Origin of the sequence: Micromonospora sp. LH3U1, from assembly GCF_028475105.1 — a bacterium.
Classification (GTDB): Bacteria; Actinomycetota; Actinomycetes; order Mycobacteriales; family Micromonosporaceae; genus Micromonospora.
In genome coordinates this window covers 4,435,292-4,451,219 of record NZ_CP116936.1, presented here as the reverse complement: position 1 = coordinate 4,451,219, position 15,928 = coordinate 4,435,292, and the positions used below count along the sequence as shown (strand labels likewise).

Genomic DNA, 15,928 nt, shown 5'->3' with positions numbered 1-15,928 from the left:
TTCATGCGCGTCGGGCCCGTGGGACGGGAACGCCCCGTGCTGTACGTCGACGGGCGGCACTTCGACCTCTCGTCGCTCACCGCCGACATCGACGGGGAGTTCCTCGCCGGCGACGGCGTCCAGCGGGTCCGCGACGCCATCGACCTGCCCGAGATCGACATCACCGGTCAGCGGATCGGCGCGCCGATCGCCCGTCCCGGAGTCGTTCTCTGCGTCGGGCAGAACTACGCCGCGCACGCCGCCGAGTCGGGCGCCGAGCCACCGACCGCCCCGATCATCTTCTACAAGGCGCCCAACACGGTCGTCGGCCCCTACGACGACGTCCTGATCCCGCGTAACTCGACGAAGACCGACTGGGAGGTGGAACTGGCGGTGGTGATCGGCCGGCAGGCCCGCTACCTCGCCTCACCGACCGACGCCCTCGGGCACATCGCCGGGTACGTGCTGTCCAACGACGTCTCCGAGCGAGACTTCCAACTCGCCGTCTCCGGCGGCCAGTGGTCGAAGGGCAAGTCCTGCGAGACGTTCCAACCCCTCGGCCCGTGGCTCGTCACCACCGATGAGATCGGCGACCCGCAGGCGCTGCGCCTGCGCTCCTGGGTCAACGACGAGCCCCGACAGGACTCCGGCACGAAAGACATGATCTTCAGCGTGGCGTACCTGGTCTGGCACCTGTCCCAGTTCACCGTCCTGGACCCGGGCGACGTCATCAACACCGGCACCCCTCAGGGGGTGGCGCTCTCCGGCCGGTTCCCGTACCTGGCCGTCGGCGACGTGATGGACGTCGAGATCGACGGCCTCGGCCGGCAGAGCAGCGCGCTCAGGAGCGCCTGATGGCGGTGATCACCTCCGTCGAGACGTACGACGTCCGGTTCCCGACCTCCCGTCACCTCGACGGTTCCGACGCCATGAATCCCGACCCCGACTACTCGGCCGCGTACCTGGTGCTGAGCACCGACGACGGGCCGGACGGGCACGGTTTCACCTTCACCATCGGGCGGGGCAACGACGTCTGCCGTGCGGCGATCGAGGCGCTGGTGCCGTACGTGGTCGGGCTCGACCCGGACACCGTCGACCTCGGCGCGTTCGCCCGCTCGCTCACCCAGGACTCGCAGTTGCGCTGGCTCGGCCCGGAGAAGGGGGTGATGCACCTGGCGACCGCGGCGGTGATCAACGCGATGTGGGACCTGGTCGCCAAGCGAGCGGGCAAACCGGTCTGGCGCTACCTGGCCGACCTGAGCCCCGAGCAGATCGTCGACCTGGTCGACTGGCGGTACCTCACCGACGCTCTCACCCCCGACGAGGCGCTGGAGATCCTGCGCGCGGCCGCGCCGGGCCGGGCCGAACGAGTCGCCCGGCTTACCGAGCGGGGCTACCCGGCGTACACCACGTCGCCCGGCTGGCTCGGCTACCCCGACGACAAGGTGATCCGGTTGGCCAAGCAGGCGGTGGCCGACGGGTTCACCCAGATCAAGCTGAAGGTGGGCGCGGACGCCACCGACGACGTACGCCGCCTGAAGATCGCCCGCGAAGCGGTCGGCCCGGACATCCGGATCGCCGTCGACGCCAACCAACGCTGGGACGTCGCCGAGGCGGTCGCCCGGATGCGGGAGTTGGCGCCGTACGACCCGTGGTGGATCGAGGAGCCGACCAGCCCCGACGACGTGCTCGCCCACGCGGCGATCCGTTCCGCCCTCGCCACCAGCGCGCCCGACGGCGGGCCGATCCGGGTCGCCACCGGTGAGCACGTGGCGAACCGGGTGGTGTTCAAGCAACTGCTGCAGGCCGGTGCCGTCGACATCGTGCAGATCGACGCGTGCCGGGTGGGCGGCGTCAACGAGAACGTCGCCATCCTGCTGCTGGCCGCGAAGTTCGGGGTGCCGGTGTGCCCGCACGCCGGGGGAGTCGGCCTCTGCGAACTGGTTCAGCACCTGTCCATGTTCGACTTCGTGGCGGTGACCGGCTCGACGCGGGACCGGGTCGTCGAGTACGTCGATCACCTGCACGAGCACTTCCTCGATCCGGTGGTGATCCAGGACGGGCACTACGTCACGCCCACCGCCCCCGGGTTCTCCGCCGCGATGCGTCCCGAGAGCCTCGCCACGTACGCGTACCCCGACGGGCCGGCATGGGTCTGACCGACCTGGACGCGCTCGACCGCATGGCCTTCCTGACGGCGGTGCGTCAACTACTCGCAATGGGAGAGAAGCATGCGGTGTGATGACCTTGTGGCGGTGGTGACCGGGGGTGGCTCGGGAATCGGCCACGCCTGCGTACAGGCGTTCCTGGCCGTCGGCGCCCGGGTGGGCGTTCTGGATCTGGATCTGTCGGGCCTGCCCGAGGATCCCCGCGTCCATGGCGTCCGGGCCGACGTGGCCGACCGGTCCTCGCTCAGCGCGGCCGTCGCCTCGGTCGCCGAGGCATTCGGCGGGATCGACATCCTGGTGAACAACGCCGGCATCTCCGCCGTGGGCACGGTCGAGGAGAACGACGACGAGCAGTGGAGCAGGGTGCTCGACGTCAACGTCGCCGGCGTGGCCCGAACGAGCGCGGTCGCACTGCCGTACCTGCGCCGGTCGGCGTCCGCGGCGATCGTCAATGTCTCGTCGATCGCGGCGACCGTCGGTCTGCCTCGACGTGCCCTGTACTCGGCATCGAAGGGTGCCGTGCACGCCCTCACCCTCGCCATGGCCGCCGACCTGGTGCCGGAGGGGATCCGGGTCAACTGTGTCGCCCCTGGCACCGTGGACACGCCCTGGGTGGCCCGCCTGCTCGCTGGTGCGGCCGACCCGACGGCGGAGAAGCGGCAGCTCGCTGCCCGCCAGCCCACCGGGCGCCTGGTGACCGCCGACGAGGTGGCCGCCGCCGTCGTCTACCTCGCGTCGCCCAGCACCCGTTCGGTGACCGGGTCGTCGCTGGCGGTGGACGGCGGCATGTCCGGCCTGCGGCTGCCCGCCCGAGCGACGACCGCGCCCGCCCCCGCCGAACCAGGTGCGGTCGTGTCCTGAGGTCCGCCGGCGGCTCCTGCTACCGGGGCGGCGCTGGTCAGGCTCGCACCGCCTGATCGGGCGCGTGAGATGATTGCGCCATGGGGAAACAGCAAGACGTCGGCGAGCCCGACCGTCACAGCGGGTCCGACATCACCGCCCACCGTCCGATCGGTGGCGGCGCTGACGAACGGCTCGCCCTCGCACAGGACCCCACAACGCCGCAAATGACCCTTATCGACCTGGCGTCCGACCCGTCGGCCGTGGTCCGTAAGGCGGTCGCCGCTCGGGCCGACGCACCGGCGCAGGCACTGCGACCGCTGACCAGGGACCATGATCGTCAGGTCCGGGAGGCCGTGGCGAGAAACCCCTCGACCTCGGTCGCCAACCTCATGCGCCTCGTGAAGGACGCCGACCGGTGGGTCCGCTGGGCGGTCGCCAGCAACCCGGCCTGCGACGAGTCGATCCGCCGGGTGATGTCGGAGGCGTCGGACAAGGAGCTTCGCGGTCTCCTCGCCGAGAGTCGGGAGCTGGAGCCCGAACTGGCCGCCAAGTTGACCGACGACGTCTCACCCGAGGTACGGGAACGACTCGCCACCCACACCCATGACCCCGACGCGATCACCGCCCTGCTGGCCGATCGCACCGCACGCGTACGCAAGGGGGTTGCCCGCAACCCGCGGACCACCGCCGAACAGCGCAGCGCGCTCGCCGCGGACCCGGTGGTCGACGTCCGCGCCGCGCTGGTCCGCGCGGTCGAGCTGGACGAGGCTGACCTGGAGCGCCTGGTCGACGACCGTTCGGTGCAGGTCCGACTGGCGGTGGCGACATCCGAGGTCGTTCCGTCGCACATCCGGCAGGCACTCGCTCGCGATCCCGACGAGATGGTGGCCAGCGCTGCGCGGGACTTCCGCCCGGGGTCCAGCAACTCCCCGGTGGTACGGGCTCCCCGCATCGCTCACCGGCCTTCCGCTGCCAACACAGGTCGACCGGGCGGACGCGCGCGGTAGACCCGCGCGGCACCGGCTGGGGTCGGCGTATCGCCTGGTACGCCGGCATCCGCCGACCACCGGGCAGCTCAGTGCGCGGAGACCTTCCAGTAGCCGCAGAAGTAGACCCGGTCCTTGGCGATGCCGCGCTCGGTGCACAGGTGCCGACGGACGGTGGTCACCATGGCGGATTCCCCCGCGACGAAGGCGTACGGCGTGCCGGCCGGCAGCGTCAGCTCGCGCAGCGTACGGATCACCACGTCACTGCCGCCCGCCGGTGCGCCGCCGCGGTGCAGCCAGGTCAGCGTGGTGTCGACGGGCGTGCGTACCTCGATCTCGTGCTCTGCGGAACCCACTTCGATCAGCGCGATCGCCCGTGCGTGCGGGGGCAGCGCCTCGATGGCCGCGGTGATCGCCGGCAGAGCGGTCTCGTCGCCGACGAGCAACTGCCACTCGGTGTCGGCGGGCGGGGCGTAGTCGGCGCCGTCACTGAGCACGCCGATCCGATCGCCGGGCGCGGCTCTGCGCGCCCAGGCGGACGCCGGTCCACCGTCGCCGTGGAGCACGAAGTCGATGTCCATCTCGCGGCGTCCGGCGTCGAGCCGCCGGACGGTGTAGTTGCGGACCACCGGCTGCAGCTCCGCCGGCATGGCCCGCAGGGCGGGCCACCACTGCTCGGAGTCCGGCAGGTGCAGTTCGACACCGGGCGCCGGCGCGAGGAAGACCCGCGCCAACTGGTCCGGCCCGCCGTACCCGAAGCGGTCGAGATCCGGGCCGGTCACCGTGATGCGCCGCAGATGGGGCGTGAGTAGGCGGCTGGCGACAACCTCGACGAACATCGGGCGCCTGATGAGTGTGGCCTCGACCAGGGTGGCGTCGACGGTCATCATGTCGCTCCTTCGTGGATCGTGAGCCGCCACCTGTGTCCGGTGGCCAGCCGATGATGGCCGACACCAGGCCGTGCGGTCGGTCCGACGATTAGGTTAGCCTAGCCTCACTTCTCGTCAACTCCGTGCCTGGGTGGGCTCGACGGCCGACGGCTCCTGCTTGAACCGCAGTGGTGAAAGAGGCTCATGTTCGTGTGTTAGGTTAGCCTCCCCTTACCCAGCAACGGAGTGTCGTTCTATGCGTTCAAACCGCTTCCTGACCGGGGTCGTCGCCCTGGCCGCCACGTTGGCGCTCGCCGCCTGCGGCGAGTCGAAGGCCGAGGAGGACGCCCCCGCCGGTGCCAGCACCGCCGCGTTCCCGATCACCATCAAACACGCGCTCGGCACGACGACGATCAAGGAGAAGCCGAAGCGGGTCGCGACGGTGGCCTGGGCGAACCACGAGGTTCCGCTCGCTCTCGGCATCGTTCCGGTGGGGATGGCGAAGGCCAACTTCGGCGACGACGACAGCGACGGCATCCTGCCGTGGGTCGCCGAGAAGCTCAAGACTCTCGGCGGCACCGCGCCGGTGCTGTTCGACGAGAACGACGGCATCAACTTCGAGGCCGTCGCGGACACCCAGCCCGACGTCATCCTCGCCGCGTACTCCGGCCTGACGCAGCAGGAGTACGACACCCTGGCCAAGATCGCCCCGGTCGTCGCCTACCCCGAGGCGCCCTGGGCCACGGCGTGGCGCGACACCATCAAGCTGGAGAGCCAGGCCCTCGGCCTCGCGACGGAGGGCGACGCCCTGATCGCCGACTTCGAGAAGCAGATGACCGACGCTGCCGCGAAGTACCCGCAACTGGCGGGGAAGTCGGCGATGTTCATGACGCACGTCGACCCGACCGACCTCAGCAAGATCGGCTTCTATACGACGCACGACACCCGGGCCCAGTTCTTCGCCGACCTCGGCCTGAAGGTGCCGGGCAGCATCGCCACGCTCTCCGCCGGCACGGACAAGTTCAGCCTCAACCAGAGCGCCGAACAGATCCAGGTCTTCAACGACGTGGACGTCATCGTCGCCTACGGTGACGACAAGCTCCTCGCCGCCGCGCAGGCCGACCCGCTGCTGTCGAAGATCCCCGCTATCAAGCGCGGCTCGGTGGTCATGCTCTCCGGCACCACCCCGCTGGGCACCGCGGCGAACCCGACCCCGCTGGCCATCCCGTTCGTGCTGAATGACTACGTCGCGATGCTCGCCAAGGCTGCCGATCAGGTGTCATGACCGCGCTCGACTCGCGTACCCTGCCGGACGCCGCCGTGGTGCGGCGTCCGGCACGGGTACGTCTGCTCTGGTTTGTCGTCGCGGCCGCGGTGCTGCTGGCGCTCATGGCGGCATCGGTCGCGCTGGGTTCCCGCAACGTCGGCTGGGCCGACATCCTCGCCGCGTTCCAGGGCGCGGACGACACCATGGAACAGGCCGCCGTCACCAAACGGATCCCGCGGACCCTGCTCGCCGTGATCGTCGGCGCGGCGCTCGGCCTGGCCGGGGCCGTGATGCAGGGTGTGACCCGCAACCCGCTGGCCGATCCCGGAATCCTGGGCGTGAACATGGGGGCGTCGCTCGCCGTGGTCACCGGAATGGTCATGTTCGGACTGACCTCGCCGACCAGCTACCTGTGGGTGGCGATCCTCGGCGCCGGCCTCGCGGCCGTCTTCGTGTACGCCGTCGGCTCACTGGGACGCGGTGGCGCGACGCCGCTCAAACTCGCGCTCGCGGGCGCTGCCACATCCGCCGCGCTCGCGTCGTTGATCAGCGCCTTCGTGCTGCCCCGCAACGATGTTGCCGGCAACTTCCGCTCGTGGCAGATCGGCGGGGTCGGCGGCGCGACCTACGACAGCATCCGGCAGGCCCTGCCATTCCTCGCCGTGGGTCTCGTGATCTGCCTCCTGTCCGGCCGGGCACTGAACTCGCTCGCGCTCGGCGACGACCTCGCGGCAGGGCTCGGCGAGCGGGTCGCCGTGGTGCGGGGCGTCGCGGGTGCCGGCTCCGTGCTGCTGTGCGGCGCCGCCACGGCGGTGGCCGGACCCATCGGATTCGTCGGCCTGGTCGTACCGCACGTGTGCCGCCTCCTCATCGGACTCGATCACCGGTGGCTGCTACCGTTCTCCGCGCTCCTCGGCGCGGCGTTGCTGACCGCCGCCGACGTCGTCGGCCGGGTGGTGGCACGTCCGGCGGAGATCGATGTGGGCATCGTGACCGCGCTGATCGGCGCCCCGTTCTTCATCTACATCGTCCGCCGGCAGAAGGTTCGCGAGCTGTGAGCACTACGACCCTCGAGGCCGTCACCCACGGCCGGGTCCGCCGTACGCGCCGCCGGGGTGCCGTGCTGACGATCCTCGTCGTCCTCGTCGTCGCCGCGTTCGTCGTCTCGTTGATGGCGGGACGCACCTTCTATCCGCCGGCCGACGTGCTGGCCGTGCTGGCCGGCGAGGACGTTCCCGGGGCCTCCTTCACGGTGGGCACGCTCCGCCTGCCGCGGGCGGTCCTCGCGATCCTGGCCGGGGCCTGCTTCGGCCTCGGCGGCGTCACCTTCCAGACGATGCTGCGCAACCCACTCGCCAGCCCCGACATGATCGGCATCAGCTCCGGCGCGAGCGCGGCGGCCGCCTTCGCGATCGTGACGCTGAATCTCGGCGAGGCGGGGGTGTCCGCCTTCGCGATCGTCGCCGGGCTGGCGGTGGCGCTGGTCATCTACCTCCTGTCGTTCAAGGACGGCGTCGCCGGCACCCGGCTCGTCCTGATCGGTATCGGCATGGCCGCCATGCTCGACAGCCTGACCGCGTACGTCCTGACCCAGGCCGCCGAATGGGATCTGCAGGAGGCGTTGCGCTGGCTCACCGGCAGCCTCAACGGCGCCACCTGGAAGGAGACCGCTCCGGTGGCCGTCGCCGTGGCCGTCCTGGCGCCGGTGCTGCTGAGCCAGGCCCGCAACCTGTCCATGATGCAGTTGGGCGACGACACCGCGGCGGCGCTCGGGGTCCGTCTTGAGCGCACCCGGATCCTGGTCATCGTCGCCGCTGTCGGTCTCATCGCCTTCGCCACGGCGGCGACCGGGCCGATCGCCTTCGTGGCCTTCCTGTCCGGGCCGATCGCCGCCCGGATCATCGGCCCGGCCGGGTCCCTGCTGCTGCCGTCCGCCCTGGTCGGCGCACTCCTGGTGCTGGTCGCGGACTTTGTCGGCCAGTTCGCCTTCGACACGCGCTACCCCGTGGGTGTCGTCACCGGCGTGCTCGGTGCCCCGTACCTCATCTACCTGCTCATCCGTACGAACCGCGCGGGAGGCTCGCTGTGACCACCACTCATACGCTCGCGGTCGAGAGCCTCATGCTCGGCTACAAGGACCGCGTCGTCATCTCCTCGCTCGACCTCGTCCTGCCCCCCGGAAAGATCACGGCGATCGTCGGCGCGAATGCGTGCGGCAAGTCGACCCTGCTGCGGTCGATGTCACGCCTCCTCGCGCCCCGCGCCGGTCACGTCCTACTCGACGGCAAGCAGGTGCACCGGCTGCCGGCCAAGCAACTGGCCCGTACCCTCGGCCTGCTTCCCCAGTCGCCGACCGCACCCGAAGGGATCACGGTGGCCGACCTCGTCGGGCGTGGGCGCAATCCGCATCAGCGGGTGCTCTCCCGTTGGAGCAAGGAGGACGACGCCGCCGTGGCGGCGGCCCTGGACGCGACCCAGACGGCCGACCTCGCCGACCGCTCGGTCGACGAGCTCTCCGGCGGCCAGCGGCAGCGGGTGTGGATCGCCATGGCCCTGGCCCAGCAGACAGACCTGTTGCTGCTCGACGAGCCGACGACGTTCCTCGACGTCAGCCATCAGGTCGACGTCCTCGACCTGCTCACCGACCTCAACCTGACGCGCGGAACGACGATCGTCATGGTGCTGCACGACCTCAACCTCGCCGCCCGGTACGCGGACCACCTCATCGCGCTGGCCGGCGGGAGGCTGCACGCCGCGGGTGAGCCGGCGCAGGTCCTGACGCAGGAGTGCGTGCGCGCCGTCTTCGGCCTGGAAAGCACGGTCGTCATCGATCCGACGTCCGGGAAGCCGCTGATGCTGCCGATCGGCCGCCATCACGTCGTCCCGTCCTCCGACCGGGCGGGCGCTGCGCTCGTCCAGGCCACCCGGTCGTGACGGGCATGACCGTCCACGACATCAGCGGCGGGGTGGTGCTGCGCCGTGCCCTGCGCCGACAGCGCGGCCGTGTGGTTCTCGGCATCGCGCTGCTCTGCACACACCAGGCCGCCGAAGCCCTCGTCCCGGTCGCCATCGGCGTCGTCATCGACCGTGCGGTCTCCACCGGGGACGTTCGCGCGCTGCTGCTCTCGCTCGCCGGTCTTGCCGCCCTGTTCACCGTTCTCGCCCTCGCCTACCGGGCCGGTGCCCGGCTGGCATTCGCCGCGGTGGAACACGAGGCGCACGCCATCCGGGTCGAGATCGCCCGGAGCGCCCTCGACCCGCACGGGCACCGCTCGGGCATGCGCGACGGTGAGCTGCTGTCCGTCACGGCCTCCGACGCCGAGCTGTCCGCGCTCGTCGTGCGGGTCGCGGGGCTCACCGCGGCGGCGCTCACCGCCATCGTGGTCGCGGCGGTCGCGTTGCTCGTCGTCGACATCCCTCTCGGGCTCGGGGTGCTCATCGGCGTACCGCTGCTGGTCGTCGCCCTGCAACGGATGGCGCCGTTGCTCACCCGGCGCAGCACATCGCAACAGGAGGCCCTCGCGGCTACGACCGCGCTCGCCGTCGACCTCGTCACCGGCCTGCGCGTGTTGCGCGGAATCGGTGCACAGGACCACGCCGCACGCCGGTACGCGGGCGCCAGCCGTCACGCCCTCGACGTCACCCTGCGTGCCGCCACCACCAAGGGCCTGCACCTCGGGCTCACCACCATGGTCAACGGCCTCTTCCTCGCGACTGTCGCGGGCGTGGCGGGCTGGCTCGCGCTACAGGGCCGGCTCAGCATCGGCGAGCTCGTGGCCGTCGTCGGGCTGGCCCAGTTCATCGCCGAGCCGGTGCAGACGCTCGGGTACTGCGTACAGCTGTTCGCCATGGCCCGGGCCTCCGCGGGTCGCGTCGCCCGGGTCCTCGGTGCCGCACCGGTGATCCGGCCAGGTAGCGCGGGCCCGCCCGCCCCGAGCACGTCGCGGCTCGCCCTCGACTCGGTCCGTTACGCCAATCTCGACGACGTCAGCCTGCACGTCCGCTCCGGTGAGATCCTGGGCGTGCTCGCCTACGATCCGAGCGATGCCGAGGCGCTGGTAGCGCTGCTGGCCGGCCGGGTGCCCCGGCAGGACTACCGGGGAACGCTGCACGTCGACGGCGTGCCCGCCGAAGAGCTGCACATCGACGCCGTACGCGCCACGGTCCTGGTCGAGCAGCACGACGTGGCGCTGTTCGAAGGGACCCTGCGCGCCAATCTCAGCGCCGGCGCCCACCTCGACGACACGGTCCTGCGTGCCGCTGTGCACGCTGCCGCAGCAGAGGACGTGCTCGCCGCACACCCACACGGATTGGACCGCCTGCTCACCGAGCGGGGGGCGAACCTGTCCGGCGGGCAGCGGCAGCGGATCGGGCTGGCCAGGGCACTCGTCGCCGACCCGCCGGTGCTGGTGCTGCACAACCCGACCACGGCGGTCGACGCGGTGACCGAGGGGCTGATCGCCGAGGGGCTGGCCTCGGCTCGCGGGGCGGCGACCCGTGGCACGGTGGTCATCACCACCAGTCCCGCCCTGCTGCGGGTCACGCACCGGGTGGCCGTGATCGACGCCGGGCGGGTCGTCGCCGAGGGCCCACACGAGCAACTGCTCGCCAGCGACGCCCGCTACCGGGAGGAGATCCTGCGATGACCGATCAGTCGATCACGACCGGCGTTGAGCCCCGACAACTGCTGCCCACGGCCACCGGCCGGCAGACCTGGGCCGCCCTCCGTACCGAGTTGGCCCGCCTGCCCGGGCTCAGCGCCGTCGCCGGCACGTTGCTGGTCGCCGCGGCCGCAACCGGGCTCGTCGCCCCCTGGGTGCTCGGCCGCCTCGTCGATGACGTCATCGACGGGTCCGACACGCCGCAGATCGCGGCCTGGGCAGGTGTGATCGCGGGCGCCGCGGTGCTCGCTGGACTCCTCACCGCGGTCGGAGCCGCGGTCGCCGCACGACTGGGCGAGACCGTGCTGGCCCGGCTCCGGGAGCGGGTCCTCGACCGCGCTCTGCACCTACCATCGGCCACCCTGGAACGAGCCGGGACCGGGGACCTGGTGGCACGTGCCGGCGACGACGTGGCCGTGGTGACGAATGTGATCGCCACCAGCGGCCCCGCCTTCCTCGGCGCGATGCTGACCATCGTCTTGACCGCTGCGGGGCTCTTCGCCCTCGACTGGCGGCTCGGCCTCGCCGGGCTGGTCGCTGCCCCGGCGTACGCGTTGGCGTTGCGCTGGTATCTGAAGCGGTCGATCTCGTACTACGCGCGCGAGCGAGTGGCGACGGGCGAGCGCACACAGGCGACGGCCGAGGCGCTGCGCGGCGCGGCGACCGTTCGCGCCTACCGGATGGAGGACGCCCACGTCACGCGGATCTCGGATCGCTCCGCCGTGGCCCGCGACCTGTCACTGGAGATCTTCGGTCTGTTCACCCGGTTCGGGCTGCGCATCAACCGGTCCGAGTTCGTGGGGCTCGCCGCCGTACTGCTCGCCGGGTTCCTGCTGGTCCGCGACGACCTCGTCACCGTGGGAGCGGCCACCACCGCGGCGCTCTACTTCCACCGCCTCTTCAACCCCATCGGCCTGCTGCTGTTCGAGTCGGACTCCGTGCTGCAGGCCGGGGCCAGCCTCGCCCGGCTCGTCGGCGTCACCACCCTGCCGGACACCGCATCCCCCGTCGGCCCCGAGCGTGCTCGACAGGAACGGTCCGAGCCTGCGGCACTGGAGGTGACCGTCGGGCAGCACCGCTACGACGACGGACCGGTCGTGCTGCGGGACATCACCCTCCGTCTCGCAGCGGGGGAGCGTGTCGCTCTCGTCGGCGCGAGCGGAGCGGGCAAGAGCACGCTGGCCGGCATCATCGCCGGCATCATCGCGCCCACCGACGGTTCGGTGAACCTGCGCGGCGTGCCGCTGGCGCACCTCGGCGAGCACCGCCTCCGTCGGGAGATCGCACTGATCAGCCAGGAGGTGCACGTCTTCGCCGGGCCCCTCGCCGACGACCTGCGCCTCGCCGACCCGGACGCCACCGACGCCGAGTTGACCGCCGCCCTCGACCTCGTCGGTGCCACCGCCTGGCTCCGTACCCTGCCTGACGGCCTTGCCACAGCGGTGGGCGAGGGTGGACGGCGCCTCACCGCGGGTCAGGCCCAGCAACTCGCGCTGGCTCGCCTCGCCCTCGCCGACCCCGCCGTCGCGGTCCTCGACGAGGCCACCGCCGAGGCGGGCAGCGCGGGCGCGCGCGACCTCGATCGCGCCGCCCTGGCGGCCACCGAGGGCCGTACCACCCTGATCGTCGCCCACCGCCTCAGCCAGGCGGCCACCGCGGACCGCATCGTCGTCCTGGACCACGGGCGTGTCGCCGAGCACGGCACGCACGCCGAGTTGCTCAAGGCCGGGGGCGGTTACAGCCAGCTGTGGCGTTCCTGGAGCATGCCCGACCTCGTGGTCCCGACAGCACGCGAGAGCGCCGACCAGCCCGTCCGAGGCTGAGCGGCCGAAGGGGGCACCCGCGCGTCATCCGGCCGTGGCCCTGGCCCGGCGCGCCCGCCAGGCCCCGGCGGCAAGGTCGAGGACGAGGAAGGCCAGGAGGGTCACCCCGAACACCGGCAGCACCCACGCGACGGCGGTGACGACGGGTACGCCGAGGACGAGGCCCCAGCGGGGCACCAGCCGCCACGCCCCGCGCTCGGGCGCGGTGCCGACGGGGGCGCGACGGTCGGTGCGGGTGGGGCGGCGTTGCCACCACATCCGATAACCCCACACGGTGACGCAGAGCAGCCCGATGGCCAGGGCGGCGAGCAGGATCTGGTTGACCGGCCCGAACAGCAGCCCCATGTGGGCCTGGATGCCGAGGCCGCTCAGTTGTGCCAGCAGCGGCCAGGACGCGAAGTCGCTGCGGGCGGTCACGGTGCCCGTGGCGGGGTCGACGGCGACGGTGTCCTTGCGGACCGGCCAGGTGTTGTCCACCTGCGTGACGGTCCACGCCGAGTGGGCGTCGGCGGCGGGCGTGATCTCGACCGGGCCGTCCAGTCCCGCGCTGCGGGCGATCGCGAGGACACGATCGGTGGCGGCAGGGTCGATGGCGGTGGCCTGCCCGCTGTGTCCGCCGCCGTGATGGCCCGTGTCGTCGGCGGGAACCGCCGCACCCGGCAGGGCGGTGGACACCTCCGGGGTACGGGAATCGAGGGCGTCCAGCCCCGCGCCGAAGGACTCCCCGGCGTGGCGGGACCAGGTCAGGCCGGTGGCGGAGAGGAACAACAGACCGACGGCCAGCCACAGCCCGGTCGCCGCGTGCCAGCCACGGGTGCGCCGCACCCCTCGACGGGCCGCGAGATCGGGGCCGAACAGTCGGCGGACCCGACCTGCGCCGGGGCGCTGCCGACGCCACCACAGAATGATCCCGCCGAACACGAGGATCCACAGCCAACTCGCGGCGATCTCCGAGTAGTACCGGCCCACGACGCCGAGGTGCAGGTTGCGGTGCAGGTCGTCCAGCCAGGTGGTGACCGGCGTTGACCCGAACCAGGTCGTCAACGTCCCCTGCACCTCGGCGGTGTACGGGTCGACGTAGACGGTGTGCTGACGATCCCCGAGATCGGCGACGTCGAACACCACACGGGTCGTGGCGTCACCGTCACCGGGCGTGACGGATGTGAGCGTGCCGTCCGGATGGGCGGCCCGCGCCGCGGCGATCTGCTCGGCCAGCGGACGCGTGTCGCCGCCGACCGCGTCGACCAGGAGCTGCTCGCCGTGGACGATCCTGTCCAGTTGCGGCGTGACCGTGTACGCGAGGCCGGTCAGCGCGGCCACGACGAGGAACGGGGCGACCAGGATCCCGGCGTAGAAGTGGATACGCAGCAGCAGCCCGCCCCATCCTGAGCGGGCCCCGGACGTCGTGGCTGGTGCCGGCAGGGGAGCGGACTCGGGCGTCTCAACGGTGGACGTCATGGGTATCCGATCGACTCGATGCGCGGGGCGGTCGGAATCGGTAGTCGGATGGCGGGCGGACTCGGTTCCCGTCGAGTCGGACAACCGGGAAATCAGCCGAACGGGGAAGCACCGGGAACTTTTCCGGACCGCCCTCCGACAACCAGGGTGCGCGGCTGACCGGCGGCGATCCGACGACGGCATCTCGGCATGAAGGAGCGCCCGTGGCACACAGGACGGTGGTCTGTGCGGAATGGTCTCGCTGACGACGACCAGGTGACCCGGTGGGCGCAGGAGGCAGGCCGGGGCGACCGGCAGGCCGCCACGGCGTTCATCCGGGCCCTACAGGATCAGGTCTGGCGGTTCCTGTCGCATCTGGCGGGGCCGGGTGAGGCCGACGACCTGACCCAGGAGACGTTCCTGCGGGCGTTTCGCAGCCTGCCCGGCTTCGCCGGCCGCTCGTCGGCCCGGACGTGGGTGTTCACGATCGCCCGGCGCGTTGCCGTGGATCACGTCCGGACGGCGGTGGCCCGGCCGAGGATGGCATCGGTGCCGGACTGGCAGGCAGCGGCCGAGGCCGCCGGTGCGATCACTGCCGGCGCCGACGAGGGCGTGACGCTGCACCAGTTGATCGCCGGCCTGAGCGGGGAGCGTCGCGAGGCGTTCGTCGCCACCCACCTGCTCGGCCTGTCCTACGCCGAGGCCGCAGGCGTCTGCCAGTGCCCCATCGGCACGATCCGCTCCCGTGTCGCGCGGGCCCGGGAGGATCTCGTCACGGCCTGGCAGGCCGACAGCGGCCCGACCCGCGGGCAGCGCACCGGCTGAGGGCGGCTCCACGAACTGCTGCGCCACACCGCCCGATATTGATCTATACCGATTCGAAGGTTACCCTCGGCTCGTCCAAGGTCAGCTGCGACCGTACGGAGACTGGCGATGAACCACGACCACCTGCCTGCCTGCTGTGGCAGCGACGGGGAGCGGCCGCAGGCGGGGCTGAGCCGTCGCAGATTGCTGCGCGGCACCGCGTTGACCACCGGTGCCCTCGCCGTCGGCGGCGTCGTCGGGCTGCCGGGGATCGCCCACGCCGCGCCCGCGATCTACAACCCGTTCGCCGGGTACCGGATCACCGGAACCTGGCAGGACCACCTCAACAGCGGCTCGCTGGGCGGCATCGACTTCGGAATGGGCGTCGGCACCAACCTGCCGGCCTGCGGTTCCGGCACGATCCAGAACATCCCGAACAACGGTACGGGCGGGCACACCGTCACGATCCACCACGTGGACGGCTACCGCAGCCAGTACCTGCACCTGTCGCAGTTCCTGCTGGCCAACGGCACCGCCGTCGGCGCCGGTGCGATCGTCGGACGGTCCGGTGGCGCGGTGGGCGCACCGGGATCCGGCAGCTCCACGGGCCCGCACCTGCACTGGCACATGATCAACCCGAGCGGCGTACGCATCAACCCGCTGACCTACATCGGCCAGAATCCGGGTGGCGGCGGCCTGCCGAAGACGTCCACCGAGCAGGACGGTATCCCGGGCGCCATCTTCTACAAGCGGATGCAGAACTGGTTGCGGATCACCTCCGGCTACACCGGCCCGATCGACGGCGTCCCCGGTGTGGGGACCTACGCCGCCCTACAGCAGCGCATGCGCGACTACGGCTACACCGGCCCGATCGACGGCGCGCCGGGGACGAACACCTGGAAGGCGGTCCAGCGGCTCGCCTCGGGCTGGGGCTACACCGGCCCGATCGACGGGGTGATGGGGCCGAACTCATGGCGAGGGTTCGCCCGCTTCCTCAACCAAAACCAGTGGAACTAACCCCACCCCCACCCCCACCCCCCACCTGCGCGATCTTGCACTTTCTGCCCCGGCCTAAGGGGCATGTCACGCAA

General features: G+C 71.6%; 14 protein-coding genes. 12 read left to right on the top strand and 2 right to left on the bottom strand.

Annotated features, from left to right (window positions below; all coding sequences use genetic code 11):
* Positions 1-3: 3 nt before the first annotated feature.
* The 4 genes from PCA76_RS20325 to PCA76_RS20310 all read left to right on the top strand — a co-directional run bounded on the left by PCA76_RS20325 (position 4) and on the right by PCA76_RS20310 (position 3,997).
* Complete coding sequence (locus PCA76_RS20325) at positions 4-834, top strand: fumarylacetoacetate hydrolase family protein (RefSeq protein WP_442930274.1); 831 nt, start codon at positions 4-6, stop codon at positions 832-834.
* Positions 834-2,138, top strand: coding sequence for an L-fuconate dehydratase (locus tag PCA76_RS20320; protein ID WP_272612046.1), 1,305 nt, complete (start codon positions 834-836; stop codon positions 2,136-2,138). The genes PCA76_RS20325 and PCA76_RS20320 overlap by 1 nt, the downstream gene beginning before the upstream one ends.
* Before the next feature lie 72 nt (positions 2,139-2,210).
* A complete protein-coding gene (locus PCA76_RS20315; RefSeq protein ID WP_272612045.1) occupies positions 2,211-3,008 on the top strand; it encodes an SDR family NAD(P)-dependent oxidoreductase in 798 nt (265 codons plus the stop codon).
* An 80-nt stretch (positions 3,009-3,088) separates the two neighbouring features.
* Positions 3,089-3,997 (top strand): hypothetical protein, encoded by a 909-nt coding sequence (locus tag PCA76_RS20310; RefSeq protein WP_272612044.1) that lies wholly within the window; start codon positions 3,089-3,091, stop codon positions 3,995-3,997.
* A gap of 68 nt (positions 3,998-4,065) precedes the next feature.
* Here PCA76_RS20310 and PCA76_RS20305 read toward each other — a convergent pair whose 3' ends face one another.
* Complete coding sequence (locus PCA76_RS20305; RefSeq protein WP_272612043.1) at positions 4,066-4,863, bottom strand: siderophore-interacting protein; 798 nt, start codon at positions 4,861-4,863, stop codon at positions 4,066-4,068.
* Between the two features lie 238 nt (positions 4,864-5,101).
* Between PCA76_RS20305 and PCA76_RS20300 the strand changes: the two genes are divergently transcribed.
* The 6 genes from PCA76_RS20300 to PCA76_RS20275 are packed head-to-tail and all read left to right on the top strand — an operon-like array spanning position 5,102 to position 12,596.
* Positions 5,102-6,130 (top strand): iron-siderophore ABC transporter substrate-binding protein, encoded by a 1,029-nt coding sequence (locus PCA76_RS20300; protein ID WP_272612042.1) that lies wholly within the window; start codon positions 5,102-5,104, stop codon positions 6,128-6,130.
* Positions 6,127-7,170 (top strand): FecCD family ABC transporter permease, encoded by a 1,044-nt coding sequence (locus PCA76_RS20295; RefSeq protein ID WP_272612041.1) that lies wholly within the window; start codon positions 6,127-6,129, stop codon positions 7,168-7,170. The genes PCA76_RS20300 and PCA76_RS20295 overlap by 4 nt, the downstream gene beginning before the upstream one ends.
* Complete coding sequence (locus tag PCA76_RS20290; protein ID WP_272612040.1) at positions 7,167-8,201, top strand: FecCD family ABC transporter permease; 1,035 nt, start codon at positions 7,167-7,169, stop codon at positions 8,199-8,201. The genes PCA76_RS20295 and PCA76_RS20290 overlap by 4 nt, the downstream gene beginning before the upstream one ends.
* Positions 8,198-9,046, top strand: a complete 849-nt coding sequence (locus PCA76_RS20285; protein ID WP_272612039.1) for an ABC transporter ATP-binding protein — start codon at positions 8,198-8,200, stop codon at positions 9,044-9,046. Before PCA76_RS20290 ends, PCA76_RS20285 begins: the two co-directional genes overlap by 4 nt.
* A 5-nt stretch (positions 9,047-9,051) precedes the next feature.
* Positions 9,052-10,758, top strand: coding sequence for an ABC transporter ATP-binding protein (locus PCA76_RS20280; protein ID WP_272612038.1), 1,707 nt, complete (start codon positions 9,052-9,054; stop codon positions 10,756-10,758).
* Complete coding sequence (locus tag PCA76_RS20275; RefSeq protein WP_272612037.1) at positions 10,755-12,596, top strand: ABC transporter ATP-binding protein; 1,842 nt, start codon at positions 10,755-10,757, stop codon at positions 12,594-12,596. Before PCA76_RS20280 ends, PCA76_RS20275 begins: the two co-directional genes overlap by 4 nt.
* A 24-nt stretch (positions 12,597-12,620) precedes the next feature.
* Here the strand turns inward: PCA76_RS20275 and PCA76_RS20270 are convergent, their stop codons facing one another.
* Positions 12,621-14,054, bottom strand: coding sequence for a PepSY-associated TM helix domain-containing protein (locus PCA76_RS20270; protein ID WP_272612036.1), 1,434 nt, complete (start codon positions 14,052-14,054; stop codon positions 12,621-12,623).
* A gap of 225 nt (positions 14,055-14,279) precedes the next feature.
* Between PCA76_RS20270 and PCA76_RS20265 the strand changes: the two genes are divergently transcribed.
* Positions 14,280-14,858, top strand: a complete 579-nt coding sequence (locus tag PCA76_RS20265) for a sigma-70 family RNA polymerase sigma factor (protein ID WP_272612035.1) — start codon at positions 14,280-14,282, stop codon at positions 14,856-14,858.
* 108 nt (positions 14,859-14,966) lie between these two features.
* Positions 14,967-15,854 carry a peptidoglycan DD-metalloendopeptidase family protein gene (locus PCA76_RS20260; RefSeq protein ID WP_272612034.1) on the top strand — a complete coding sequence of 296 codons (888 nt, stop codon included), beginning with the start codon at positions 14,967-14,969 and terminating at the stop codon, positions 15,852-15,854.
* Positions 15,855-15,928 lie beyond the last annotated feature (74 nt).

What these genes read in the sequence shown, in the direction of transcription:
- PCA76_RS20280 (WP_272612038.1), top strand. Translation starts at nt 9,052, where the DNA reads ATGACCGTCCACGACATCAGCGGCGGGGTGGTGCTGCGCCGTGCCCTG.
- PCA76_RS20270 (WP_272612036.1), bottom strand. Translation starts at nt 14,054, where the DNA reads ATGACGTCCACCGTTGAGACGCCCGAGTCCGCTCCCCTGCCGGCACCA.
- PCA76_RS20310 (WP_272612044.1), top strand. Translation starts at nt 3,089, where the DNA reads ATGGGGAAACAGCAAGACGTCGGCGAGCCCGACCGTCACAGCGGGTCC.
- PCA76_RS20260 (WP_272612034.1), top strand. Translation starts at nt 14,967, where the DNA reads ATGAACCACGACCACCTGCCTGCCTGCTGTGGCAGCGACGGGGAGCGG.
- PCA76_RS20305 (WP_272612043.1), bottom strand. Translation starts at nt 4,863, where the DNA reads ATGACCGTCGACGCCACCCTGGTCGAGGCCACACTCATCAGGCGCCCG.
- PCA76_RS20275 (WP_272612037.1), top strand. Translation starts at nt 10,755, where the DNA reads ATGACCGATCAGTCGATCACGACCGGCGTTGAGCCCCGACAACTGCTG.
- PCA76_RS20295 (WP_272612041.1), top strand. Translation starts at nt 6,127, where the DNA reads ATGACCGCGCTCGACTCGCGTACCCTGCCGGACGCCGCCGTGGTGCGG.
- PCA76_RS20300 (WP_272612042.1), top strand. Translation starts at nt 5,102, where the DNA reads ATGCGTTCAAACCGCTTCCTGACCGGGGTCGTCGCCCTGGCCGCCACG.
- PCA76_RS20315 (WP_272612045.1), top strand. Translation starts at nt 2,211, where the DNA reads ATGCGGTGTGATGACCTTGTGGCGGTGGTGACCGGGGGTGGCTCGGGA.
- PCA76_RS20325 (WP_442930274.1), top strand. Translation starts at nt 4, where the DNA reads ATGCGCGTCGGGCCCGTGGGACGGGAACGCCCCGTGCTGTACGTCGAC.
- PCA76_RS20320 (WP_272612046.1), top strand. Translation starts at nt 834, where the DNA reads ATGGCGGTGATCACCTCCGTCGAGACGTACGACGTCCGGTTCCCGACC.